Source organism: Pseudomonas fluorescens (assembly GCF_018614655.1).
In the GTDB taxonomy this organism is placed as follows: domain Bacteria; phylum Pseudomonadota; class Gammaproteobacteria; order Pseudomonadales; family Pseudomonadaceae; genus Aquipseudomonas; species Aquipseudomonas fluorescens_BX.
Genome location: NZ_JAGGOG010000002.1, coordinates 274,860 through 299,916, shown reverse-complemented (window position 1 = coordinate 299,916; position 25,057 = coordinate 274,860). Strand labels below are relative to the sequence as shown.

At 59.0% G+C, this 25,057-nt stretch carries 23 protein-coding genes and 1 pseudogene; 10 read left to right on the top strand and 14 right to left on the bottom strand.

Annotated elements, in window-relative coordinates; genetic code table 11:
• Positions 1-223: 223 nt before the first annotated feature.
• From gshA to J7E41_RS02145, 3 genes are all read right to left on the bottom strand, one after another.
• Positions 224-1,807 (bottom strand): glutamate--cysteine ligase, encoded by a 1,584-nt coding sequence (gene gshA / locus J7E41_RS02155; protein WP_214989751.1) that lies wholly within the window; start codon positions 1,805-1,807, stop codon positions 224-226.
• Between the two features lie 214 nt (positions 1,808-2,021).
• Positions 2,022-2,405: a PaaI family thioesterase gene (locus J7E41_RS02150; RefSeq protein WP_214989750.1), complete on the bottom strand. Its 384-nt coding sequence runs from the start codon at positions 2,403-2,405 to the stop codon at positions 2,022-2,024.
• Positions 2,405-4,741, bottom strand: a complete 2,337-nt coding sequence (locus J7E41_RS02145) for a Tex family protein (protein WP_214989749.1) — start codon at positions 4,739-4,741, stop codon at positions 2,405-2,407. The genes J7E41_RS02150 and J7E41_RS02145 overlap by 1 nt, the downstream gene beginning before the upstream one ends.
• A 357-nt stretch (positions 4,742-5,098) precedes the next feature.
• Between J7E41_RS02145 and ompR the strand changes: the two genes are divergently transcribed.
• Positions 5,099-5,839: an osmolarity response regulator transcription factor OmpR gene (ompR, locus tag J7E41_RS02140; RefSeq protein WP_003213175.1), complete on the top strand. Its 741-nt coding sequence runs from the start codon at positions 5,099-5,101 to the stop codon at positions 5,837-5,839.
• 116 nt (positions 5,840-5,955) lie between these two features.
• Positions 5,956-7,269, top strand: coding sequence for an ATP-binding protein (locus J7E41_RS02135; protein WP_155585492.1), 1,314 nt, complete (start codon positions 5,956-5,958; stop codon positions 7,267-7,269).
• A 142-nt stretch (positions 7,270-7,411) separates the two neighbouring features.
• On the opposite strand, the gene rimK is transcribed toward J7E41_RS02135, so the two are convergent.
• Both rimK and J7E41_RS02125 read right to left on the bottom strand, forming a co-directional pair.
• Positions 7,412-8,317 carry a 30S ribosomal protein S6--L-glutamate ligase gene (rimK, locus tag J7E41_RS02130; protein WP_214989748.1) on the bottom strand — a complete coding sequence of 302 codons (906 nt, stop codon included), beginning with the start codon at positions 8,315-8,317 and terminating at the stop codon, positions 7,412-7,414.
• Positions 8,314-8,778 (bottom strand): ATP-dependent zinc protease family protein, encoded by a 465-nt coding sequence (locus J7E41_RS02125; protein ID WP_435304110.1) that lies wholly within the window; start codon positions 8,776-8,778, stop codon positions 8,314-8,316. Before J7E41_RS02125 ends, rimK begins: the two co-directional genes overlap by 4 nt.
• A gap of 315 nt (positions 8,779-9,093) precedes the next feature.
• Here J7E41_RS02125 and J7E41_RS02120 point away from each other — a divergent pair, with 315 nt between their 5' ends.
• The 3 genes from J7E41_RS02120 to J7E41_RS02110 all read left to right on the top strand — a co-directional run bounded on the left by J7E41_RS02120 (position 9,094) and on the right by J7E41_RS02110 (position 12,233).
• Complete coding sequence (locus J7E41_RS02120) at positions 9,094-9,501, top strand: RNA-binding S4 domain-containing protein (RefSeq protein ID WP_214989747.1); 408 nt, start codon at positions 9,094-9,096, stop codon at positions 9,499-9,501.
• Between the two features lie 108 nt (positions 9,502-9,609).
• Complete coding sequence (gene hslO, locus J7E41_RS02115; protein WP_214989746.1) at positions 9,610-10,512, top strand: Hsp33 family molecular chaperone HslO; 903 nt, start codon at positions 9,610-9,612, stop codon at positions 10,510-10,512.
• 179 nt (positions 10,513-10,691) lie between these two features.
• A complete protein-coding gene (locus J7E41_RS02110; RefSeq protein ID WP_214989745.1) occupies positions 10,692-12,233 on the top strand; it encodes a phosphoenolpyruvate carboxykinase in 1,542 nt (513 codons plus the stop codon).
• A 61-nt stretch (positions 12,234-12,294) separates the two neighbouring features.
• Here the strand turns inward: J7E41_RS02110 and J7E41_RS02105 are convergent, their stop codons facing one another.
• The 4 genes and pseudogenes from J7E41_RS02105 to J7E41_RS02090 form a co-directional block, all read right to left on the bottom strand.
• A complete protein-coding gene (locus J7E41_RS02105) occupies positions 12,295-13,146 on the bottom strand; it encodes a DMT family transporter (protein WP_214989882.1) in 852 nt (283 codons plus the stop codon).
• A 341-nt stretch (positions 13,147-13,487) separates the two neighbouring features.
• Positions 13,488-13,865 (bottom strand): DUF1493 family protein, encoded by a 378-nt coding sequence (locus tag J7E41_RS02100; protein ID WP_214989744.1) that lies wholly within the window; start codon positions 13,863-13,865, stop codon positions 13,488-13,490.
• Positions 13,866-14,263: 398 nt separating this feature from the next.
• Positions 14,264-14,862: pseudogene (locus J7E41_RS02095) on the bottom strand (putative adenosine monophosphate-protein transferase Fic).
• On the bottom strand, positions 14,862-15,032 hold the full coding sequence (locus J7E41_RS02090) for a YhfG family protein (RefSeq protein WP_214989743.1): 171 nt from the start codon (positions 15,030-15,032) through the stop codon (positions 14,862-14,864). The pseudogene J7E41_RS02095 and the gene J7E41_RS02090 overlap by 1 nt, the downstream one beginning before the upstream one ends.
• 213 nt (positions 15,033-15,245) lie before the next feature.
• Between J7E41_RS02090 and J7E41_RS02085 the strand changes: the two genes are divergently transcribed.
• A complete protein-coding gene (locus tag J7E41_RS02085; RefSeq protein WP_214989742.1) occupies positions 15,246-17,183 on the top strand; it encodes a RecQ family ATP-dependent DNA helicase in 1,938 nt (645 codons plus the stop codon).
• 23 nt (positions 17,184-17,206) lie between these two features.
• Positions 17,207-17,638, top strand: a complete 432-nt coding sequence (locus J7E41_RS02080; RefSeq protein ID WP_214989741.1) for an acyl-CoA thioesterase — start codon at positions 17,207-17,209, stop codon at positions 17,636-17,638.
• Positions 17,639-17,683: 45 nt separating this feature from the next.
• On the opposite strand, the gene J7E41_RS02075 is transcribed toward J7E41_RS02080, so the two are convergent.
• The 3 genes from J7E41_RS02075 to fdhD form a co-directional block, all read right to left on the bottom strand.
• Complete coding sequence (locus tag J7E41_RS02075) at positions 17,684-18,166, bottom strand: glycine zipper domain-containing protein (protein WP_214989740.1); 483 nt, start codon at positions 18,164-18,166, stop codon at positions 17,684-17,686.
• A gap of 250 nt (positions 18,167-18,416) precedes the next feature.
• On the bottom strand, positions 18,417-20,765 hold the full coding sequence (locus tag J7E41_RS02070; protein WP_214989739.1) for an FdhF/YdeP family oxidoreductase: 2,349 nt from the start codon (positions 20,763-20,765) through the stop codon (positions 18,417-18,419).
• Entirely contained in the window at positions 20,762-21,601 is an 840-nt protein-coding gene (gene fdhD / locus J7E41_RS02065; protein ID WP_214989738.1) for a formate dehydrogenase accessory sulfurtransferase FdhD, read from the bottom strand. Before fdhD ends, J7E41_RS02070 begins: the two co-directional genes overlap by 4 nt.
• 210 nt (positions 21,602-21,811) lie before the next feature.
• On the opposite strand from fdhD, the gene lysM reads away from it, so the two are divergent.
• The gene (lysM, locus tag J7E41_RS02060; protein ID WP_214989737.1) at positions 21,812-22,252 is read left to right on the top strand and encodes a peptidoglycan-binding protein LysM; all 441 of its coding nucleotides are present in this window, start codon (positions 21,812-21,814) and stop codon (positions 22,250-22,252) included.
• A gap of 45 nt (positions 22,253-22,297) precedes the next feature.
• Here lysM and yrfG read toward each other — a convergent pair whose 3' ends face one another.
• Entirely contained in the window at positions 22,298-22,960 is a 663-nt protein-coding gene (yrfG, locus tag J7E41_RS02055; RefSeq protein ID WP_214989736.1) for a GMP/IMP nucleotidase, read from the bottom strand.
• Between the two features lie 101 nt (positions 22,961-23,061).
• Here yrfG and nudE point away from each other — a divergent pair, with 101 nt between their 5' ends.
• Entirely contained in the window at positions 23,062-23,628 is a 567-nt protein-coding gene (gene nudE, locus J7E41_RS02050) for an ADP compounds hydrolase NudE (protein ID WP_214989735.1), read from the top strand.
• Positions 23,625-24,461, top strand: a complete 837-nt coding sequence (cysQ, locus tag J7E41_RS02045; RefSeq protein WP_214989734.1) for a 3'(2'),5'-bisphosphate nucleotidase CysQ — start codon at positions 23,625-23,627, stop codon at positions 24,459-24,461. The genes nudE and cysQ overlap by 4 nt, the downstream gene beginning before the upstream one ends.
• 138 nt (positions 24,462-24,599) lie before the next feature.
• On the opposite strand, the gene J7E41_RS02040 is transcribed toward cysQ, so the two are convergent.
• Positions 24,600-25,055 carry a YiiD C-terminal domain-containing protein gene (locus J7E41_RS02040; protein WP_214989733.1) on the bottom strand — a complete coding sequence of 152 codons (456 nt, stop codon included), beginning with the start codon at positions 25,053-25,055 and terminating at the stop codon, positions 24,600-24,602.
• Positions 25,056-25,057: the final 2 nt, after the last annotated feature.

Here is a 25,057-nt window from a genome sequence, read left to right as displayed (position 1 = left end):
ATCTAAGAATACGAAAATAAATAACATTTTCGCATTAGCTTATGAGGAGAAGTGAACGTGAACTGTGAATCCACGCAGATCTAAATGTGGGAGCGGGCTTGTGTGGGAGCGGGCTTGCTCGCGAATACGGAGTGTCAGTCAAATATGAATTAACTGACCCACCGCTTTCGCGAGCAAGCCCGCTCCCACACAAGCCCGCTCCCACAGGGGACCGAGTGAGGGGTTAGTTACTGATCGCCAGAATACTCGCCTGGTACGACCCGACAAACACATCGAAATCCCCCACTTCGTTCTGCTCCAGCTCTGCCTGCTGCACCAGCGAGTGGCGTGCCAGTTCTTCAAAGCGTGCTTGCTCATCAGCCGCCAGCGGCTCGCTGCGGAAGAACTCGGCGTGTACCTGGCTCTGACGCAGGGAGAACTGCGCAAAACTTTCCTTACGCTCGCTCATGGCCGCCAACACCTGGGCCGACGGCGTCAGGGATGGGTCCTTGATCTTTGCCAGTTGGGCGTCCAGCGCGTGGCTGTGTTCGGTGATGCCCTGGCTCTGGTCCAGCAGCGCCGCCAACGGAGCAATTTTCTCCAGCAGCTCGGCCGCCCATTCCTTCATGTCTACCGACTCACCGCGTCGCTGCAATGTCAGGCCCGGACGGCGACCTTCCTTGACCACGCTGAGGAAGTTGGAAGTGGCGTTGCCGCATTCGTTGTTTTCGAACAGCGGGCTGTCGTTCAACGCGCAATACAGCAGGAACGCGTCGAGGAAGCGCGATTCTGGCAAGTCGATGCCCATCGGCAGGAACGGGTTGATGTCCAGGCAACGTACTTCAATGTACTGGATGCCACGGGCCATCAACGCCTGGATCGGCCGCTCGCCGGTGTAGGTCACACGCTTGGGGCGAATGTTGGAGTAGTACTCATTTTCGATCTGCAGGATGTTGGTGTTGAGCTGTACCCACTCACCGTCCTTATGGGTGCCGACTTCAACGTAAGGCGCGTAAGGGGTTGCTACCGCTTCGCGCAGGCTGTCGGTGTAGCTGGCCAGATCGTTGTAGCAAGGGGTCAGGCCGGCCTGGGCGTTACTCTGGTAACCCAGGTCGCTCATGCGCAGGCTGGTGGCGTAGGGCAGGTACAGGGTGTCGGCGTCCAGTTGTTCCAACTGGTGGGAGCGCCCGCGCAGGAAGCCTGCGTCCAGGGCCGGCGAGGCGCCGAACAGGTACATCAACAACCAGCTGTAGCGGCGGAAGTTACGGATCAGTGCGATATAGGCCGTGGACTGGTAGTCACGGTCGGTACCGACAAAGCCTTCACTTTCCTTGAGCAATGGCCACAACGCTTCCGGCAGGGAAAAGTTGTAGTGGATCCCGGCGATGCACTGCATGGTCTTGCCGTAACGCAGGGCCAGACCCTTGCGGTACACGTACTTGAGCTGGCCGATGTTGGAGGTGCCGTAGTAGGCAATCGGAATATCTTCCTCGGCCGGCAACGGGCACGGCATCGATGGACTCCACAGGTACTCGTTGCCGAGCTTGCTGTAGGCAAAACGGTGAATCTTGTCGAGGCTGCTCAAGGTGTCGGCCGGGTTGGGCAGGGCCGGCGTAATGAATTCCAGCAGCGATTCGGAATAGTCGGTGGTGATCTGTTCATTGGTCAGCGCGGAGCCCAATGCTTCGGGGTGCGGCGTTTGTGCCAGCCGACCCTCATCGGTGACGCGCAGGCATTCGCGCTCGATGCCGTGCAGGCATTGCTCGAGCAAAGAGAGGTGTTCGTGCTTGCCGAGCAATGCCAGGCGGCGGTTGAGAAGTTCGCTCAAGTTGGATTCCTTCACGCGTCAGTCGCCCCAATATGGGGGTGGGCAGGACGGTCTACAAGGGTGAAGTGGAAACTGGCGTTATCGCCTGGTTTTTGAGCCGGGTTGACCCACTCTGAAAGAGCCGCCCTCGTCCTTGAATCTGGCTATCGTGCACGAAGAAAAGTTCGGCGCAGCTTTCGCAGCGCCGAAATTAACTCAAATCGATGACAGGGAGCTATAGGACAGCGAAGGTGCCTTGTGCTTTTGCGACCAGTTTTTCGTCCTGGTACACGTCAGCTTCGACTACCAGGGTGCGCCGGCCTGGGTGAATCACCCGGGCGGTGCACAGCACGTCACCGTCTGAAACGGCACGGATGTAGTTGATTTTGCACTCGATGGTCGCGCTCTGCTGGTCAAAACCATGGGAACTGGAGCACGCCAGGCCCATGGTGATGTCCACCAGGCTGAAAATCGCCCCGCCGTGGAGCTTGCCAGCGCGGTTGCGCAACTGCGGTTCCAGGGTCAGGGCTACCTCTGCAACGCCTTGCTCAAGGTTTTGCAGGCGGCAGCCAATCAGGTCGCTGAAAGCACTGCGGGTCAAGCCGGCTGGCAGTTCCATTAGCGCTTCTTCAGTTGTTTGGCGTTGGCGAACAGCGAAGCCATGGCGTTATTGGCCGGGGCTGCGGTGGTGGTTTCCTTGCGTGGTGCACTGTTTTCAGAGCGGTTCTGCGACTGGCGTGGCGCAGAGCCTGGGCGTGCGCCGCGGGCACCGTCGATTTTCTCGCCGGGGGTGTCGCTCATGCGCATCGACAGGCCAACGCGTTTGCGCGGGATGTCGATTTCCATGACCTTGACCTTGACCACGTCACCGGCCTTCACCGCCTCGCGTGGATCCTTAATGAACTTCTCCGAAAGCGCAGAGATGTGCACCAAACCGTCCTGATGCACGCCGATGTCCACAAACGCGCCGAAGTTGGTCACGTTGGTGACCACACCTTCGAGGATCATCCCCAGTTGCAGGTCCTTGAGGTCTTCGACACCTTCCTGGAACTCGGCGGTCTTGAACTCAGGACGCGGGTCGCGGCCAGGTTTTTCCAACTCTTGCAGGATGTCGGTGATGGTCGGTACGCCGAAGGTTTCGTCGGTGTACTTTTTCGGGTCCAGGCGCTTGAGGAACGCGGCGTCGCCGATCAGCGAACGGATGTCGCGGTCGGTTTCAGCGGCAATGCGTTGCACCAGCGGATAGGCTTCCGGGTGAACCGCCGAGGCATCCAGCGGGTTGTCGCCGTTCATGACCCGCAGGAAGCCAGCGGCTTGCTCAAAGGTTTTTTCGCCAAGGCGTGCGACTTTTTTCAGCGCTGCACGGGTCTTGAACGCACCGTTTTCATCGCGGTGGGTGACGATATTCTGTGCCAGCGTAGCGTTGAGGCCGGAAATCCGCGCCAGCAGCGCAACAGAGGCGGTGTTCACGTCGACGCCCACGGCGTTCACGCAGTCTTCCACCACCGCGTCCAGGCCGCGAGCCAGTTTCAGCTGCGACACGTCGTGCTGGTACTGGCCGACACCGATGGATTTTGGGTCGATTTTCACCAACTCGGCCAGTGGGTCCTGCAGGCGACGTGCGATGGAGACTGCGCCACGGATCGACACGTCGAGGTCCGGAAACTCCTTGGAGGCCAGTTCCGACGCCGAGTACACCGAAGCCCCTGCCTCGGAGACCATGACCTTGGTCATCTGCATGCCTGGATACTTTTTGATCAGTTCGGCAGCCAACTTGTCGGTTTCGCGGCTGGCGGTACCGTTGCCGATGGCGATCAGGTCCACGGAGTGCTTGGCACACAGGGCGGCCAGGATAGCGATGGTCTGGTCCCACTTGTTGTGAGGCACGTGCGGGTAAACTGTGGCGTGATCGAGCATCTTGCCGGTGGCATCGACCACCGCAACCTTGCAACCGGTACGCAGGCCCGGGTCGAGGCCCAAGGTAGCGCGTGGGCCGGCCGGTGCGGCCAGCAGCAAGTCGTGCAGGTTGTGGGCGAATACGTTGATCGCCTCGGTCTCGGCGCCATCGCGCAACTCACCCAGCAAGTCGGTTTCGAGGTGGGTGTAGAGCTTGACCTTCCAGGTCCAGCGCACGACTTCACCCAGCCACTTGTCCGCAGCCCGGTTCTGGTTCTGGATGCCGAATTGTTGGCCGATCATGCCTTCGCATGGGTGCATGGTGCCCGGCAGTTCGTCGCCGACTTTCAGTGCGGAGCTGAGAATGCCTTCGTTGCGCCCGCGGAAAATGGCGAGTGCGCGGTGGGACGGCATACTCTTGAGCGGTTCGTCGTGTTCAAAGTAGTCGCGGAATTTTGCGCCTTCCTCTTCCTTGCCGGCGATTACGCGGGCACTGAGAGTGGCTTCCTGTTTCAGGTAGTTGCGCAGTTTTTCCAGCAGGTTGGCGTCTTCGGCAAAACGCTCCATGAGGATGTACTTGGCGCCTTCGAGGGCCGCCTTGACGTCGGCAACACCTTTTTCTGCATCGACAAAACGTGCCGCTTCACTTTCCGGGGCCAGGGACGGGTCATTGAACAGGCCGTCGGCCAGCTCGCCGAGGCCGGCTTCCAGAGCGATCTGGCCCTTGGTGCGGCGCTTCTGCTTGTACGGCAGGTACAAGTCTTCGAGGCGGGTCTTGGTGTCGGCGAGCTTGATGTCGCGTTCAAGTTGCGGAGTCAGCTTGCCCTGTTCCTCGATGCTGGCGAGGATGCTGATGCGCCGTTCGTCGAGTTCTCGCAGGTAGCGCAGGCGCTCTTCCAGATGTCGCAACTGGATGTCGTCGAGGCTGCCGGTCACTTCTTTTCGGTAACGGGCGATGAAGGGCACCGTGGAGCCTTCATCCAGAAGGGCGACGGCCGCTTCGACCTGTTGTGGGCGTACACCGAGTTCTTCGGCGATGCGGCTGTTGATGCTGTCCATAAAACCACCTGAAATTCTGAAAGCAGCTCGTGGGCCCGGAAAACAAGGCCCTGCGAAGCTGGTTGAGCGGCCCGACTGGCGCCGCTACCTGGGTCAAGAGGCTGCCTATTGACCCTCGAAATCGGAAAATCACTGCAAGGGCGTGAAAAAAAGACGTCTTGCAGTAAACAGTAATGATCTGACGTTGCCCTGCACAAAGGCGGCGCATTATAACCAGCGTTCTGCCCTTGGGGGGATTGCGCCGGTGGTTGTAGGGCTCGGGATCGCTGGCGGTAGAGGAAAAATCTGCTAACAATGCACTCGGTGCGTATAACGGCAGCTACGCCATAATGCGCACCGAGATAAGAGGAGCATCTAATGAGCAGCACTGCACAAACTGCTGAAGGCGAAAAAATTCTCATCGTTGACGACGATCCGGGGCTGAGCAGCCTGCTGGAGCGTTTTTTCAACTCCAAGGGCTATCGTGCCCGTGCGGTACCGAACACCGAGCAAATGGACCGCCTCCTGGGGCGCGAAGTATTCAACCTGGTCGTGCTCGACTTGATGTTGCCCGGCGAAGACGGCCTGACTGCCTGCAAGCGCCTGCGTGGCGCGAACAACCAGATTCCGATCATCATGCTGACCGCCAAGGGCGATGAGCTGAGTCGTATCAAGGGGCTCGAACTGGGCGCCGACGATTACCTGGCCAAGCCGTTCAACCCCGATGAGCTGATGGCTCGGGTCAAGGCGGTGTTGCGTCGCCAGGCTGCTCCGGTGCCGGGCGCCCCGGGTAGCGAAGATGAAAGCGTGACCTTCGGCGACTACGAACTGTCGCTGGCAACCCGTGAGCTGAAGCGTGGTGACGAAGTCCATATGCTGACCACCGGCGAATTCGCGGTGCTCAAGGCCCTGGTGATGAACGCTCGCCAGCCGTTGACCCGTGACAAGCTGATGAACCTGGCCCGTGGTCGCGAATGGGACGCTCTGGAGCGCTCCATCGATGTGCAAATTTCCCGTCTGCGTCGGATGATCGAGCCGGATCCATCCAAGCCGCGCTATATCCAGACGGTGTGGGGCGTGGGTTATGTATTTGTGCCGGATGGCACTGCGACCAAGTGATCGATGATTTGCAGGCGCGGGCATTCTGAAGTTCGTCCCCTCGGGGGCGACTGGATGCCCGGCGTCTGCAATTCTGCGAGCGCCGCTCGCTCCTGCAAGGTGTCTAGCTGTCTTCTATGAAAACCCCGCTCTGGTTCCCGCAAAGCTTCTTCTCCCGCACCCTTTGGCTGGTGCTGATCGTCGTTCTTTTTTCCAAGGCGCTGACCCTGGTTTACCTATTGATGAACGAGGACGTTCTGGTAGATCGACAGTACAGCCACGGCGTCGCCCTGACACTACGCGCCTATTGGGCCGCAGACCCCGAGAACCGCGAGAAGATCGCCAAGGCGGCGACGCTGGTCCGGGTAGTGGGCGCTGGTGTGCCCGAAGGTGAGCAGCATTGGCCCTATAGTGAGATTTACCAGCGCCAGATGCAGGCAGAACTGGGTGATGACACCGAAGTACGGCTGCGCATGCATGTGTCACCGGCACTGTGGGTCCGAGCGCCAAGCCTGGGGGATGGCTGGCTGAAAGTGCCGCTGTATCCGCATCCGTTGCGTGGCCAGAAGATCTGGAACGTGCTGGGCTGGTTCCTGGCTATTGGTTTGCTTTCAACCGCGTCTGCCTGGATTTTTGTGCGCCAGCTCAATCAACCGCTCAAGCGCCTGGTATTTGCGGCGCGCCAATTGGGTCAAGGCCGCAGTGTGCGCCTGCCCATCAGCGACACGCCGAGCGAAATGACCGAGGTGTACAGCGCCTTCAACCAGATGGCCGAGGATGTCGAACAGGCCGGGCGCGAGCGTGAGCTGATGCTTGCGGGCGTGTCCCATGACCTGCGCACACCGCTGACACGTTTGCGGCTTTCCCTGGAGTTGATGGGTAACCACACTGACCTTACCGACGACATGGTTCGTGATATCGAAGACATGGACGCGATCCTCGATCAGTTCCTGGCCTTTATCCGCGATGGTCGTGACGAGGTGGTGGAGGAGGTCGACCTGACGGATCTGGTGCGCGAAGTGGTGGCACCGTACAACCAGAACGGTGAACAGGTGCGCATGCGCCTGGAACCGATCCAACCGTTCGCGTTGCGTCGGGTGTCGATGAAGCGGTTGTTGAACAACCTGATCGGCAATGCGTTACATCATGCCGGCTCTGATGTGGAGGTGGCCGCTTACGTGTCGGGAGACCCTAGCGCGCCTTATGTGGTGCTGAGTGTCATGGACCGTGGCGCTGGTATTGATCCAGATGAACTGGAAGGCATCTTCAACCCCTTCACCCGTGGCGACCGTGCCCGGGGTGGCAAAGGGACGGGCCTGGGCCTGGCCATTGTGCGGCGGATTGCTTCGATGCACGGCGGCAATGTTGAATTGCGCAACCGTACCGAGGGTGGTCTGGAAGCGCGTGTGCGTTTGCCGTTGGGGCTGATGTTGCCCAGGGATGCGGTCTAATGTGGGAGCGGCGGTGCGACTTGCTCGCGAATGCGGTGTTTCAGTCACTGTTATGTCGACTGATCCACCTCATTCGCGAGCAAGTCGAATCGTCGCACCGCCGCTCCCACACTCGTTCTGCGTTGCTTTGATGCTTGTATTTTTAGCCCTTGCCTTTGGTCCGAGTCATATTCGGTCCACCATTCTTCTCCAGATGTTGAATGATGATCCCCGCCACATCCTTGCTGGTGGTGGTCTCAATCCCTTCCAGGCCCGGTGACGAGTTCACTTCCATCACCAGTGGTCCGTGGTTTGACCGCAAGATATCCACACCCGCCACACTCAACCCCATGACCTTGGCGGCCCGCAGTGCAGTCATGCGTTCTTCCGGGGTGATCTTGATCAGGCTGGCACTGCCGCCTCGGTGCAGGTTGGAGCGAAACTCTCCTGGCTTGGCCTGGCGTTTCATTGCCGCAATCACCTTGTCGCCTACCACGAAGCAGCGGATATCCGCACCACCAGCTTCCTTGATGTATTCCTGGACCATGATGTTCTGCTTGAGGCCCATGAACGCCTCGATCACCGATTCGGCTGCGGTGGCGGTTTCGCAGAGCACCACGCCGATGCCCTGGGTGCCTTCCAGTACCTTGATCACCAGCGGCGCACCGTTGACCATCTCGATCAGGTCGGGAATGTCATCGGGAGAGTGGGCAAAACCCGTCACCGGCAAACCAATACCGCGCCGCGACAGCAACTGCAGCGAGCGCAGCTTGTCCCGGGAGCGGGCGATGGCCACCGACTCGTTGAGCGGAAACACCCCCATCATTTCAAACTGGCGCAGCACTGCGCAGCCATAGAACGTCACCGAGGCACCGATTCGCGGGATCACCGCATCAAAGCCTTCCAGCGGCTTGCCCCGGTAGTGGATCTGCGGCTTATGACTGGCAATGTTCATATAGGCGCGCAACGTATCGATCACCACCATCTCATGGCCACGTTCGGTGCCGGCCTCGACCAGGCGACGGGTGGAATACAGACGCGGGTTACGCGACAGCACAGCGATCTTCATGCAACACCTGTGGCAGAGGTAGTAGAGACCGGGAACACCGGCTTGTCTTGAACGTATTTGATCCCGGGATTGACCACCAGTTGGCCGTCAATCAGGGCTTTGGAACCGAGCAACAGGCGATAACGCATGGCTTTGCGGCAGGCGAGGGTGAACTCCACCCGCCATACACGATCACCCAGGGCGAGTGTGGTGCTGATGACATAGCGCACCTGCGCTTGGCCGTTGGAGCTTTTGATGGTTTTCATCGCCACCAGTGGCGCCTCGCAGCGCCGGTGACGCAATTGCACAACGCTGCCCAGGTGCGCGGTGAAGCGCACCCACTTTTCACCGTCGCGCTCGAACGGCTCGATCTCGGTGGCATGCAGGCTGGAGGTACTGGCACCGGTGTCGATTTTTGCCCGCAGGCCTGCCACTCCCAGCTCGGGAAGTGCCACCCACTCACGCAGACCGACAACGGTCAAATGGTCAAATGTCTTCAATATGGATAACCGGCAATCAGAAATATTTCGTAGTCGTCGAGGACAGTAACGTCCAACTGCTCAAGGATTGTGACAATCCCCGAACGGTCACTGAGGGTGACGCGCCGATTTCGCGGTATTCACGCAGAATATTCGGCAAATGGCGACAGTTATCTATCGGGCTTCGCAAATCAGTGGGTTCAAGGGAAACTCACGGAAACAGCGTGACGTCTGGCGTATCTTAGGTGAGCTCAAGGCTTTATGCGTCGTAGGCTTTCAACGTTAAAGTTGCGGCATTTTTCAGAGCGAGGAATTCAAGTGGCTCAAAAGCAGGAAGAGGACGAAAAAGTCCGGTTGGACAAGTGGTTGTGGGCGGCGCGCTTCTACAAGACTCGTGCCCTGGCCAAGGCCGCCATTGAGAGTGGCAAGGTGCATTGCCGTGGCGAGCGCTGCAAGCCAGGCAAGGAACCGCGCATTGGTGATGAATTCCAGATTCGCGTCGGTTTTGATGAGCGCACGGTGGTGGTCCAGGCGCTAGCTATCGTGCGCCGAGGCGCGCCCGAGGCCCAGGCCCTGTACGCCGAGACCGAAGCGAGCATCGCCAAGCGTGAGAATGCCGCGGCCATGCGCAAGGCCGGCTCGCTGGGCGTCAGCACCGACGGCAAGCCGAGCAAGAAGCAACGACGGGACCTGTTCAAGTTTCGTGGCAGTGGCAACGACGATTGAGGTCAACCGGTAATCGCCCAAGGTGTCGCTTGGCTTGGAACAAACCCGGATTGTTCATAAACTGTTGCATCTTCGCGTTAAAACTCTTCAATTCAGATACCCAGACCTATGACTGATCTACCGGATACCGACTTCACCCAACGCTTCATCTTCGACGACAGCGACGCCCGTGGCGAACTGGTTGCCCTGGAGCGTAGCTATGCCGAAGTCCTCGCCAAGCACCCCTATCCGGAGCCGGTCGCGCAACTGCTCGGCGAGCTGATGGCCGCTGCCGCTCTGCTGGTTGGCACCATGAAGTTCGATGGGTTGCTGATTCTCCAGGCCCGTTCCGAAGGCCCGGTTCCGTTGCTGATGATTGAGTGTTCCAGTGAGCGGGAAATCCGTGGTCTGGCCCGTTACGAAGCCGACCAGATTACTCCGGATGCCACCTTGGCCGACCTGATGCCCAACGGCGTGCTGGCGCTTACCGTCGACCCGACCGAGGGCCAGCGTTATCAGGGCATCGTCGACCTCGACGGCGAAACCCTGTCCGACTGCTTCACCAACTATTTCGTGATGTCCCAGCAAATCGGCACCCGGTTCTGGCTCAACGCCGACGGCAAGCGCGCCCGTGGCCTGCTGTTGCAGCAATTGCCGAAGGACCGCATCAAGGACGACGACGATCGCGCCGAAAGCTGGCGCAACCTCACCGCGCTGGCCGGTACCCTGACCGCCGAAGAGCTGCTGAGCCTGGACAACGAAACCATCCTGCATCGCCTCTACCACGAAGAGGCCGTGCGCCTGTTTGATGTGCAATCCCTGCGTTTTCACTGCAGCTGCTCCCGCGAGCGTTCGGCCAACGCCTTGGTGAGCCTGGGCCTGGAAGATGCCCAGAACCTGGTGGTGGAGCATGGCGGCCACATCGAAATCGACTGCCAGTTCTGCAACCAGCGCTACTTGTTTGACGCCGCTGATATCGCTCAATTGTTCGCCGGGGCAGGTGTCGACACCCCTTCGGGCACCCGCCACTAAAACGTTTAAGCACAGGTAATTCACCTGACAAACGCCGGATTAGCGCAGTTCTGACGGGAGGGCCCTACTTTTTTTGGGCTTTTCTGGCATAATCCGGCCCACTTTTTTCGCGGTAGTAGTGCGCAACTTTCTACTACAAAACGTTTGGAGCACTCGGCCACTGGCCGACGGGGAACCTCATGACGCAAGCCAATAACGCCGTATACACCGATCTGAGTGTTGACGATCTGGTCAAAGAAGCCCTGCAGCGCGGTGAAGGCGTGCTTGCCGATACTGGCGCGCTGGTCGTAGAAACCGGTCACCGCACCGGCCGTTCGCCGGTCGACCGCTTCATCGTTGAAGAGCCTTCCACCCAGGCAGCCATCGCCTGGGGCCCGATCAACCGCAAGTTCCCGGCCGACAAGTTCGACGCCCTGTGGGCTCGCGTCGAGGCATTCAACAACGCGCAAGAGCATTTCGTTTCCCACGTTCACGTAGGTGCTGCCGAAGACCACTACCTGGCCGTGAAGATGACCACCCAGACTGCCTGGCAGAACCTGTTCGGTCGTTGCCTGTTCATCAACCCGGCCCAGTACAACCCGGCCGGTCGTGAAGAATGGCAGGTGCTCAACGTTGCCAACTTCGAGTGCGTGCCAGAGCGTGACGGCACCAACTCCGATGGTTGCGTGATCCTCAACTTCGCCCAGAAAAAAGTGCTGATCGCCGGCATGCGTTACGCCGGTGAGATGAAGAAAGCCATGTTCTCGGTGCAGAACTTCCTGCTGCCAGCTTCCGACGTACTGCCGATGCATTGCGCCGCCAACATCGGCGAAGCGGGCGACGTGACCCTGTTCTTCGGCCTGTCCGGCACCGGTAAAACCACCCTGTCCGCCGACGAAAGCCGTTACCTGATTGGTGACGACGAACACGGTTGGGGCGAGGGCGTGGTGTTCAATATCGAAGGCGGTTGCTATGCCAAGTGCATCGACCTGTCCGAGAAGAACGAGCCGGTTATCTGGAAAGCCATCAAGCATGGCGCTGTGCTGGAAAACGTTGTAATCGACGATGCCAAGCACGCCGACTACGCCGATGTCAGCCTGACCCAGAACAGCCGTGCCGCTTACCCGCTGGAGCACGTTGCCAAGCGTTCCGAGAAAAATCTCGGTGGCGAGCCAAACGCTGTGATCTTCCTGACCTGCGACCTGACTGGCGTTCTGCCGCCAGTGTCGATCCTCAGCGAAGAACAAGCGGCCTACCACTTCCTGTCCGGCTACACCGCTCTGGTGGGCTCGACTGAAATGGGTTCGGGCAGCGGCATCAAGTCGACCTTCTCCACCTGCTTCGGCGCACCGTTCTTCCCGCGCCCGGCTGGCGAATACGCAGAGCTGTTGATCAAGCGTATCCGCGGTTTCGGTTCCAAGGTCTACCTGGTCAACACCGGCTGGACCGGCGGCGGCTACGGCGTGGGCAAACGCTTCAACATCCCCACTACCCGTGGCGTGATTGCAGCGATCCAGAGCGGCGCGTTGATCGGGGCTGAAACCGAGCACCTGGATACCATTAACCTGGACGTGCCATTGGCCGTACCGGGCGTTGAGACCGGCCTGTTGAACCCACGTAATACCTGGGCTGACAAGGCTGCCTACGACGAGTCTGCCAAGGCGCTGGCAGGTCTGTTCATTGAGAACTTCAAGAAGTTTGAAGTGAGCGATGCGATCAAGGCGGCGGGTCCGAAGTTGTAATATTCGGCAGTTGTTGAGAAAGAGCCGCCCCTTGTGGGCGGCTTTTTTTGTGGGCGCCGGATTAGTCGACCCAGTGCAAAACCACCGCACCGATCAGCACCAGCGCAACGCCGATCACCTGCACCGCCGACAACCGCTCCTTGAAAAACACAAACCCCAGAATCGCCGCGATACCGCCGGACAGCGTACTGATTACCGTCACCACCGAAACCGACCCCGCCATCGCGCCCCAGGAAAATGCCGAAAAACCACCGAGGTTCATCAGACTCGCGCCGGTCAGCGTTGCGCAGTTTTTCAGCGGCGGTATTTTCAGGCCGTCTTTGACGTTGAGTACCATCATCACCAACACGCACAGGCCCACCAGGTAACTGAGCCAGAGCATGGTGATCGGGCCCAGCGTCGGCAAGGTGTAGCGGCCTTGCAGCCAGAAACTGGTGCCGTAGAGCAGCGCGGCAAGCATGGCGTAGGCGATGGAGCGATTGGAACTGTTATGCGGTACGCCGTTGTCCTTGTGGATACTGGAGAGGATCACACCGACTACACACAACCCGATACAGCCGAGTTGGATCAGACTGATGCGCTCGCCGCTGGCCCATGACAGCAGGGTGGTGACGACACCGTATGAGGTCACCAGAGGCGCGACGATGGCAGCTTTGCCCAGGGCGAAGGCCTTGGACAGGGCGAGTGCGCCGGAGACGGTTAGCAGGGCTGCTACTGTGCCCAGGAGCCAGACGCTCAAGGGGGCAGCCAGGGATTTGAGTAGGAAAGCCGGGACGATGACCAGCAGCAGGGTCATGATCAGGAAACCCAAGGCCTGGCCGAAATACACCGCGCGTTTAACGCCGACGGCTCGGGCATTGAGGCCTACGAGGAAGTCCGTGCCACCCCAGAGCAGGGCGGCCAGCAGGCCCATTAGTACGTCCATGCAAGGTCCTTATTGTTTTTCAGGGCTGCGGTGTATCAGTTTATAGGCGTGTTGGCCGTTCTGGCCTCATCGCCGCATAGGTATCTACACAATTTCGAAGACTTGGCTTTCTGCCTCGGCGGTTCAGATAAACACCATCCTCTGCAGCCTGCGGCTACGCAGCAGTCGCCAGTCTCTTGAAACTGCCGAAGGTCCTGCGGCCCTTATCGCAGCCTCGTGCCTCGACAGCGGCTACAGAGCTTTCAGGGGATTCAAGAAATATGTAGATACCGATGCTCATCGCGGCGGTGCGACGATTCGACAAGCCCGGCTCCCACAGTTTTTGATCTTCATTGTGGTTGAGTGTTTTGTGCGCTCGGTTTTTCCAGCGTTTGCGTATCCCAGCGTTGAGTCTTGATAGCCAGGTAAAGCATGCCGATGGTCAGCGGGATCTTGTCACCGCGGCCTTTGGCTCGGTGTTTCAGGAAGACGTCGAAGACGGGAGGTTGGAAGTAACGATAGGCATCGTAGTCGTTCAAGTCGACAGCGAAGTCCTGTTCCAGCGCATCCATGAATTGTTTGGCCGCGGCGCCGTCGCAGCCCAGGTCCAGGTTGATGGCGGTTGCGAGGTGCAGCGTCTTATGTTCAGGCAGGCCAATTTCTTCGTGCAGCAGTTGCAGGAGTTGCTGCATGGCGGCGTCTTCGGGAAAGTTGGGGGCCAGGTTCATGGTAGGCACGCGGGAGTGGGTGATGATGGCCGACTTTATCGATGAGATCGCGATCTTTCAAACGAAACTGGTCAAATGTGGGGGGCCGGCGGTGTGTCGATCCGACTTGCTCGCGACGACGGTGTGTCAGTGATAGATATGCTGTCTGACGCTCAGGTATCTCAGGAAAGCCAGCCAATACAGGGCGTTAGTGATGTGGGAAATGTCTTTGATGTGGGCCTGTTTGAAGGTAAGGCAAGAAGGTTTTCAGGAGGTCGACAGCGGTACGCATGCATTGCTGGGCGGCGGATTGGAAGACTTCGGCAACCGCTCGGTGTCGATGGGCAGAGGATCGTAACGAACGGGTGTGTTTGTCTCTGCTGTATTTCGGGTGATCAAGGTAACGAGATTGACGGGACTCAAGTGTTGGCCGGCATGCTGATACACCGTTCAAAAATCACTTCCAGTCCCCGGTAATCACACGCCACGGCGTCAATATTCGCCGGTACCCACGCCGCAGTTTTCACCTGCCACCAGTTCACCGAAAATCCGGCGTTGACGATTATTTGCTCGAATAGAATCCGCTGCGCCCGGCCATTGCCTTCGCGAAAAGGGTGGATCACGTTGAGATCGCCATAGGCCTCGGCGATTTGTGTCACCAACTCTGCCTGTGTAGCCCCGACAAACCAGTTGGCCTGCGCCATGTGCTGGATGATCTTCGCGGCTTCCGGTGGGATACGCTCTGGCGTACAGAACAGGGTGTCGCCCTTCTGAATGTTGACTGTGCGCAATTCCCCGGCCCATTCGTAGATGTCCCCGAACAGGGTGCGGTGGATGTGTTGCAGGCGTTCAATATCGTAGGGTGGCGGGTAGAGAGGAAGACTGCCTACAGCAATTTCAGACAATTCCCGCTCGGCCTCGTGGAGGCTTTCTTCATCGTGCAGATCAAGGCGGTTACGCAGGACGCTACTACGGGGTAGCAGTAGGGATCCTGGCCCACCCCGTATTTGTCGAGCATCAGCGTGGCGTATTGCGGTACTTGGCGAGGACGGCTTCACGGGTCGGCAGGGGTTTGTCGACGTCCGTGGGGTGGGTGTCGAACCCTTCCAGGCGCAAGCTGGCCAAGTAGTTGGAACGGCGGATCTTGTCGTAATGATCCTGTTTTTGCTCAAACGTCAGTTCGCTCATCACAGCGTCCTCTCGGTGCGAGGTCTAATTGTAGCTTAATGCGTTTGCGTAGGGTGCCTGTGTCGGTTGAAACGTTGCTGGCGGCCGCATCCCTCAGTCTGTGTATCATCCTGTCTCTTTTCTCCTTGCGACCTTTCTCGATTCGCCGAACGTGCTGGGCTATGTTTTCGAGCCATGTTTTGCCTCGTTCAGCGGTCAATGGAGTGACAGCTTATGCACAACACCCTCCAAGAGGTCTTTGGTTATCCACAGTTTCGTCTGGGCCAGGAGGCAGCCGTCAGCGCCGTGCTCGCGGGCCGTTCGGCAGCGGCGATTTTCCCCACAGGCTCTGGCAAGTCCCTTTGTTATCAGCTGTCTGCTGTGTTGTTGCCGCACCTGACGTTGGTGGTGTCGCCGTTGTTGGCCTTGATGCAGGACCAGCTTGGCTTCCTGCAGCGCCATGGTATCTCGGCGGGCAGTATCGATTCGGCCCAGAGCCGCGATGATGCAAATGAGGTGATGGCTCGGGCGCGCTCCGGGGAGTTGAAGATCCTGATGATTTCCGTGGAGCGCCTGAAGAACGAACGCTTCCGCAATTTTCTGCAAACAGTACCCATCTCACTGTTGGTGGTGGATGAGGCTCACTGTATTTCCGAATGGGGCCATAACTTTCGCCCGGATTACCTGAAGCTGCCTGACTACCAGCGCCAGTTTCGTATCCCTCAGGCGCTGTTATTGACGGCCACGGCCACGCCGAAGGTGATCGCCGACATGCAGGCCAAGTTCGCCATTGCGCTTGAAGATGTGATCACGACGGGCTTCTACCGGCCCAATCTCAACATGCTGGTGGAGCCGGTCAGCGGCCAGGACAAGCGTCGGCGACTGGTGACCTGGATGAACGAGCGGGCCAATCAGCCGAGTATCGTCTACGTCACCTTGCAGAAAACCGCCGAGCAGGTTGCCGAGCATTTGAATCGTAACGGCATCCAGGCCGAGGCGTATCACGCCGGTCTGCCCCATGATAAGCGCGAGGGCATCCAAAAACGGTTTATGGGTGGCCAGTCCAACTGCATCGTTGCCACCATTGCGTTCGGTATGGGCATCGACAAGAGCGATATCCGCAACGTCGTGCATTTTGACCTGCCCAAATCCATCGAGAACTACAGCCAGGAAATCGGTCGTGCCGGGCGTGACGGACAGCCGTCCGATTGCCTGGTACTGGCCAACCGCGACAGCCTCAATGTGCTGGAAAACTTTGTGTACGGCGACACGCCGGAGCAGGAAGGTATTCGCCGTGTCCTGGAAGAAATATTGACGGCCCGTGGTGAGGGGCAGTGGGAGTTTTTGCTCAGGTCGTTGTCGGACCACAGCAACATCCGTGAATTACCGCTCAAAACCTTGCTGGTGCAACTGGAGCTCAAGGGGGTGATTGCACCGCGTTACGCCTTTTACGCCGAATACCGTTTCAAATACCTGGTGGAGCCTGAGGTATTGCTGGCGCGTTTTACCGGTGAGCGACAGCAGTTTGTCTCGGCGATTATCCAGGTGTGCAAAAGGGCGAAAACCTGGGCGACGGTGGACTTCGATACGCTCTATCAACAGCATCAAGCCGAGCGCAGTCGGGTGGTGAAGGCCTTGGATTACTTCCAGGAGCAGGGCTTGATCGAGCTGGAAAGCAAGCAGATGACTGAGGTCTACAGTTTGCTGAGTACCGATTTTGATCCCCAGGCTCTGAGCGTCGAGTTGCATGCAGGCTTCAAGCAGCATGAGGTGACGGAGGTTGCGCGGATCCACGCGATGTTGGACCTGTTCGCGACTGATCGCTGCCTGGGCTACCGCCTGGCGCATTACTTCGGCGACGAAAACGCGCCCCAACAATGCGGGCATTGTTCGGTCTGTCACGGTAATGTCGCGCATTTGCCGGTGCCGCCAGGCTTGCCGGCGCTTGTGGATAAAAACTTCCAGGCACTGTGCGGTGATTTTATCCACAGGCATCATGAGCACAGCGGCAGGCTGCCCAGCGCTGAACGGCTCACGCGGTTTTTATGCGGTATCGGCGTGCCCTTGTTTACCAAGCTGAAGGCGCGAGGGATTCCAGGCTTTGCCGTGCTGGAGGAATATCCCTACGCCGAGGTGCGTGAATGGGCCGAAGCTCATTTGAACAGTCTGTAAATCCACTTTAACGAGACTTGCCCATGTCTGACTCGATGCCCCAGCGTGCCGATTACCGTCACTTCCAGCCGATCATTACCCGCTGGCACGACAATGATGTGTATGGCCATGTGAATAACGTTACCTACTACAGCTTCTTCGACACGGCCGTAAATACCTACCTGATCGAAGAGGGTGGGCTGGATATCCATGACGGTGAAGTGGTGGGGTTTGTGGTGAGCTCGGCTTGCGACTACTTCGCTTCCATTGCCTTTCCCGAACGCATCGAAATCGGTCTGCGCGTGGGCAAGTTGGGAAACAGTTCAGTGCAGTATGAATTGGCAGTGTTCAAGGCTGGCGAAGAGGACGCCTGTGCTGCGGGGAGGTTTGTGCATGTGTTTGTGGATCGCAAGTCGAATCAGCCGGTGGCGATCCAGGGGGTATTGCGCGACGCGTTGCAGCGCCTGGTGATCTGAAACTGTAGCCGCTGCAGAAGATGGCAGCGGCTACAGAGCCGTCAATTAACGGTGATGACGGTAGTGATGCTTGTTCTTGCGATGGCCATACGCATGGCCGCGACCAGGATGATCATCGCGATAATAGCGACGGTCATCGCGCCCACGATAGCGGCGGTCGTCATCATCACTCTTGTTGCCCATGTAGTTGCCCAGCGCGCCGCCCGCGCCACCGCCGGCTGCTGCGCCGATCAGGCTGCCGGTGCTGCCGCCCACACTGCGACCTACCACGTTGCCGCCTGCCGCGCCCAAAGCGCCGCCAATCGCTGCTTCGCCGCGGCTGCGTTTGTCCGCACCTACCGCGCTGCCGCCTGCACCGCCGAGGGCCGCACCGATTGCCGAGCCGGTGTTACCGCCCAACTGCTGGCCGACCACCGAACCTAGAACCCCGCCCAATGCGCCGCCCACACCGGCTTCGGTGGTGCCACCGGCCATGGCTGCGCCACTGACCAGGCCAAGGGACAACAAGAGAATCGAGGAGAACTTCATAGGGGAACCTCAAGAGGATGACGGCGCGATCCTGAGGCTGTATCGAGATTGTGACAATGGAAATCCGACCAATGACACGGGTTGTATACAATTTTCTAAGTTGCTGTTTTGTATCGGGAACTTAAGTCGTTTTTGCGAGTCTTTAGCTACTTGGGAACGGCCGCTTTTATGCAAAAGCGGCCTTTTTTTCGCCTGAAATCCAGCCTCGCCGGGGCTCGACAACAGCTACGGGATCCAGCGTTGCATTGTCTTATGCGGATCTGGCCATGATCAATCCGCTGTCACTGGCCGCTTCCAGACGAATCGCCACGAATTTCGACGTTGGCGTATGGCTGCCATCTCCGGTGCTTTCCAGCGGCACCAGCGGGTTCACCTCCGGGTAGTACGCCGCCGCTTGCCCTGCCGGAATATCAAACGCCAGCAAGGTGAAACCCTTGACCCGCCGTTCCCGTCCGTCATCCCAGATCGACACGATATCCGCCTTCTGCCCTGGCTTGAAGCCCAGGCGAATGATGTCGGCTTCGTTCACGAACAGCACATCCCGCTGGCCCTTGACCCCGCGATAACGATCGTCCAGGCCATAGATGGTGGTGTTGTACTGATCGTGGGAGCGCATCGACTGCATGATCAGGTCCGGCAACTGCCCGGTAGCACGGGTGCGCTCATGCACCAGGTCCTTGGGCAGGGCGTTGGCGCGGAAGTTGGCGCGACCTGATGGGGTATTCCAGCGACGGGTACCGGCAGCGTTGCCGAGGTAGAAGCCGCCCGGATTTTTCACCCGCGCATTGAAGTCCTTGAAGCCTGCAATAGTGTCGGCGATCAGGTCGCGGATGCGGTCGTAATCGGCTACCAGCCAGTTCCAGTCCACCGGCTTGCTGCCCAGTGTGGCGGCGGCGATACCGGCGAGGATCGCAGGCTCGGACTTCATCTGTTTCGACAGCGGCTGCAGTTGGCCATTGGAGGCGTGGACCATGCTGAAGGAGTCTTCCACCGTCACTGCTTGCGCGCCTTCGGTTTGCAGGTCGATGTCGGTACGGCCCAGGCATGGCAGGATCAGTGCTTCTTTACCGTGAGCCAGGTGGCTGCGGTTGAGTTTGGTGCTGATTTGCACGGTCAGGTCGCAATTGCTCAGGGCTTCGAAGGTGCGTGGGCTGTCCGGCGTGGCTTGAGCGAAGTTGCCGCCCAGGCCAATAAACACTTTGGAGCGGCCTTCCAGCATGGCGTGAATCGCTTCCACCACGTTGTGGCCGTTTTCGCGAGGCACCTTGAACTGGAAGCGACGCTCCAGGGAATCAAGGAACGCCACCGGTGGCCGTTCATTGATGCCCATGGTGCGGTCGCCCTGCACATTACTGTGGCCGCGCACCGGGCACAGGCCGGCACCCGGCCGGCCGATGTTGCCGCGAAGCATCATCAGGTTGGCGATTTCCTGGATGGTCGGCACCGAGTGTCGGTGCTGGGTGATGCCCATCGCCCAGCACATGATCACGTTCTTGCCTTTGGCGTACATACGCGACGCTTGCTCGATCTCTACCAGGGTCAGGCCGGATTGCTCGACGATCTCATCCCAAGTGGTGTCATCGATACGGCCCAGGTAGTCGAGGACGTTGGCGGTGTGCTCGTTGAGGAAATTGTGGTCGAACACGGCCTCTTTGCCTTCCGCCTGGGCCTGGCGTTCCCACAGCAGCAGGAACTTGGCCATGCCCCGCAGGATGGCCATGTCGCCACCCAGCGCCGGGCGGAAATACGCGGTGTTGGTCGGTTTGTCACCGTTGGTCAGCATTTCCAGCGGATGTTGCGGGTGCTGGAAGCGTTCCAGGCCGCGCTCTTTCAGTGGGTTGATGCACACCACCTGGGCGCCGCGCTTTACCGCTTCGCGCAGGGGTTCAAGCATTCGTGGGTGGTTGGTGCCAGGGTTCTGGCCAAGGACGAAAATGGCATCGGCGTGTTCGAAGTCGTCGAAGGTCACAGTGCCTTTGCCGACGCCCACGCTTTGCGCCAGGGCCACGCCGCTGGCCTCGTGGCACATGTTTGAACAATCCGGAAAGTTGTTGGTGCCGTAGGCGCGCACGAACAGCTGATACAAATACGCCGCTTCGTTGCTGGCCCGGCCCGAGGTGTAGAACTCGGCCATATCCGGGTTCGGTAGCGTGTTGAGGTGCTTGCCGATCAGGTCGAAGGCCGACTCCCAACTGATGGGTTTGTAACGGTCGGTTTCGGCGTCGTAGCTCATGGGCTCGGTCAGGCGGCCCTGATACTCCAGCCAGTAATCGCTCTGCTCCAGCAGGGAGCTGACGCTGTGCTTGGCGAAGAATGCAGCGTCCACCCGGCGCTTGGTGGCTTCCCAGTTGACCGCCTTGGCGCCGTTTTCGCAGAACTTGACCATGCCGCTTTCCGGCGAGTCACCCCAGGCACAACCCGGGCAGTCGAAACCGCCGTTCTGGTTGGTCTTGAGCATCATGCGGATGTTTTTCAGCGCGTTGTCACTGGTCAACCAGGCCTGTGCCACGCTGATCAGCGCGCCCCAGCCACCGGCCGGCCCTTTGTAAGGTTTGTAGCGCGGGGTGGGTTTATCGTCGGCTTGGTGATGAGTGCTCACGCTTGGTTCTCCATCGCAGGGCTGTAGACCCGCGGCGCACTTTTCTGCGGCAGGTGGATAAGATTGAGGTTGTGCCGACGAGCCCATTGCAGGGCCAGGCCGGTGGGCGACGACAGACTGACCAGGGTCTGGATACCGGCGCGCAGGACTTTCTGGATCAGTTCGAGGCTGCAACGGCTGGTGACAATCGCCAGGCCACCGTCGGTCGGAATCTGTTGGCGGATCAGCGCGCCGATCAGTTTGTCGAGGGCGTTGTGCCGGCCGATGTCTTCACGGCCCAGCAGCAATTCGCCCTGGGCGTTCATGAACACCGCCGCATGAACCGCGCCACTGTATTGGCCCAATGGCTGGAAGGCGCTGATGCGTTGCCGCAGACCATCAAGCCATTCGGCTGGGGGCAAGGGCGCGCCTGGCAAGACGTTGAGGTCGGGCAGTGCCTGTTCGACCGCCTCCACGCCACACAAACCGCAGCCACTGGTGCCGGCCAGTTGCCGACGTTGCTGCTTGAGGTTCCAGAAGGCGCGGCTGGAAATTTCTACCTGCGCGTACTGGGTCGAGCCCGTTCCACTGAGTTTCAGATCATAAATATCGCTAACGTCGGTGATAATGCCGCTGCCGATGCTGAAACCGACGATGAAATCTTCAAGGTCGGTCGGCGTCACCAACATCACCGCCTGGCTGATGTCGTTATAGGCAATCGCCAACGCCACTTCTTCGGCCAATGCGGTACTGGCGGATTCGGTGTGTTCAAGATTGCAATACTGGTAGCTGTGGCTGGCGGCGGGCGCGTGCGTTTCAAGGGCGGGCGCCGCGCAGGATGGACGCTTGGCGTTCATGGGGTATTACCACCGACGGAGTATTCAGCTCCTAGACTAGGCGCGACAAAGGGTCGCGTCTAATTGGCTGTGCTGATCTATTGATAGATGGCGTCGATCACGCCTTCGCCGAATGGTTTTTTTCGGGGTTCTTTATCAAACTGGAACCAAGATCTGTAGGACTGGTCTAGTCTTGGGCATCTGGAAATCAAATCCCAAGGAGAGCGCACCATGAGTATTTTTAGCTTTGTTAAAGAAGCAGGCGAAAAGCTGATTGATCTGTTGACGCCGGGTAATGCGAACGCAAGTGATGAGCTGAAGAAGCATATTCAGGATGTTGGGTTAGGTAACCCGAATGTGACCGCTACCGTTGATGGCGATAAGGTCACTATCACCGGTGAAGTTGCCAGTCAGGAAGAGAAGGAAAAGATCCTTCTGGCCGCAGGTAATATCGCCGGCGTAGCCAGCGTTGATGACCAGATTACCGTTACCGGTCCTGCGGCTACTGCCGCCCGCTTTGTCACGGTGAAAAAGGGCGACACCCTCAGCGCCATCGCCAAGGCTGAATACGGCGACGCCAACAAGTACAACAAGATTTTCGAAGCCAACAAACCACTGTTGTCTCACCCAGACAAGATCTATCCGGGCCAGGTGCTGCGTATTCCTGAGTAATACACGAAATAACGGAGGAGCGGACTCATCCGCTCCCCCTGTTATTTACAGTCCTACGATCAACTCCCTGTAATCCTCCACCGCTGCAAACTCCGCCGTATCCTTCGGCCCCTTCCGGCTGTCCGGCTCTTTTACCGCCAGCAAATGCCCCACACCAAAATCCCGAGCGCTGCGCAGGATGGGCAAGGTGTCGTCGATAAACAGGCTGCGCGCCGGGTCGAAATCGATATCCGCTTGCAACGCATCCCAGAACTGTGGGTTCTCCTTGGCAAAGCCATAGTCGTGAGAACTGATCAGCCGTTCGAAATAGGGCGCCAATTCGATACGTTCCAGCTTCAGCGACAACGAGTCGCGGTGGGCATTGGTGATCAAGATCACTCGCTTGCCAGCGTGTTTGATCGCCGCGAGAAAAGTATCGGCATCCGGACGTAGGGCGATCAGGTGAGCGGTCTCCAGCTTGAGCTCGCGTACCGGAATCTTCAGTTCGGTACTCCAGAAGTCCAGACAATACCATTGCAACTGACCGGCATTACGCTCGAACAACGGCTGCAATTCCATCTCGGCCATGGCCCGGCTCACGCCATGCAATTCGGCATAGCGTTGGGGCAGGTGCTCCATCCAGAAATGGTTGTCGAAATGCAGGTCGAGCAAGGTGCCATCCATGTCCAGCAGGACAGTGTCGATGGCATGCCAGGGTATTGAAGGCATGGATGACTCCCAGGTCAGTCTTTCTAAGTAAGTAAAAATATCCGACACAGACAATCGGAAAAGCCACGGTATAGTAACCCGATCATGCCAAGGAGCCGCTTATGCGCCAGAAACCCACCGTCCTCGCCCGAGAAATAGTCGCCAGTAGCCGTTTGTTCCGCGTGGAGGCAGTGCAATTGCGCTTCTCCAATGGCGTGGAGCGGACCTACGAGCGCCTGGTCGGCCGAGGTACGGGATATGGCGCGGTGATGATCGTGGCGATGATCGACGCCGATCATGCGCTGTTGATTGAAGAGTATTGTGGCGGCACGGACGAATATGAGCTGTCCCTGCCCAAGGGCTTGATCGAGCCCGGTGAAGATGTGCTGGCAGCGGCGGACCGTGAGCTCAAGGAAGAGGCGGGTTACGGTGCGCGCCAGCTGGAACACTTGACCGAGTTGTCGCTGTCCCCTGGCTACATGAGTCAGAAAATCCAGGTGGTGCTGGCCACGGATCTCTATGAGGAGCGTCTGGAAGGCGACGAACCCGAGCCGATGCGAGTGGATCGGGTCAACCTGCGAGAGCTGTCGCAGTTGGCGCAGAACGAGCAGTTCAGTGAGGGCCGTGCCTTGGCGGCGCTTTATCTGGTGCGGGACTTGTTGACCCAGCGGGGAGCGTTCCAGCCATGAGCGAACTGTTCCTGGGCCACCCGTTGATTGCCCCTGTCATTGAACTGGCACGCCAGGCCGGAGAAGTTATCTTGCCGTATTGGCGCGCCGATGTGGCCGTGACGACCAAGTCGGATGAGTCACCTGTCACTGCCGCCGATCTTGCGGCCCACCATCTGATCCTTGCGGGGCTGACCGCATTGGACCCGAGCATTCCTGTGCTTTCGGAAGAGGACGCTGATATCGACCAGAGCGTGCGCGCCGGTTGGCAGCGCTGGTGGTTGGTAGATCCGCTGGATGGCACCAAGGAATTCATCTCCGGCAGCGAGGAGTTCACTGTCAACGTCGCGTTGATCGAACAGGGTCGCGTGGTGTTTGGCGTGGTGTCGATGCCCACCAGCGGTCGTTGCTACTTCGGTGGCGCGGGTCTTGGGGCATGGCGCTCGGATGTGAATGAAGCGCCTAAACAGATCCAGGTTCGCGAGACGCCAGCGGCGGGAGAAGCCTTTACCGTGGTCGCCAGTCGCCGTCATTCCAGCCCCGAGCAGGAGCGCCTGTTGGCCGGGTTGAGCGAAGGGTTGGGCGAGTTGAAACTGGCCAATATCGGCAGCTCGCTGAAGTTTTGCCTGTTGGCCGAGGGTAGCGCCGATTGCTATCCGCGCCTGGCGCCGACGTCGCAGTGGGACACCGCTGCGGCCCAGGGTGTGCTGGAAGGCGCAGGCGGCGAAGTGTTGGAGTTGAATGGCAAACCGTTCAGCTATCCGGCGCGGGAGTCGTTGTTGAACCCGTTTTTCCTGGCGTTGCCGGCCAAGGCTGCGTGGCGTGAACGGCTGCTGAACCTGGCCAGGTTGTAGCTTGTAGCCGCTGCCGAGGCACGAGGCTGCGATGCGTGTCCGTAGGACCGCCCTTGGGGCCGCTACGTCGGAATGCCGCACCAAGCCCATCGCAGCCTCGTGCCTCGGCAGCGGCTACAACGAGCGAGGCTCATATTTTTATCGGTGCAGCACGTACTGCCCGGTAAACGCCACGGCCCGTTCTTCACTGCCGTCATTGACGATCCACGTCTCCAGGGTCAACCGCGCCCGTCCATACCGCCGATACGTCGCCAAAAACCGTTTCCAGACCTTATCTTCCGGTGCCTGGCAAATCACCGTCGCATCCTCGGTGACCGGCAATGGATAACTGATCTGCCCTTCCTGGATCACGATGTGCCCGTCTTCTATCCCTTCTTCACGCAGTTGCAAGTGAAGCCAGCCCCAACCCCCCAGCACCGCGCCGCAGTAGAGACTGCCGCCGAACATTGTGCTTTTGTGGTTGATATTGGCTTGCAGCGGCAAGTGCAGGCGCAACTGCCTGTCCTGCCAGTCGAGTACCTTGAGACCCATGTCCCGGGTGAGGGGAATGTCGTGGTGAAGAATCGATTCCAGGTAACGGCTATCGCGGCTCATGG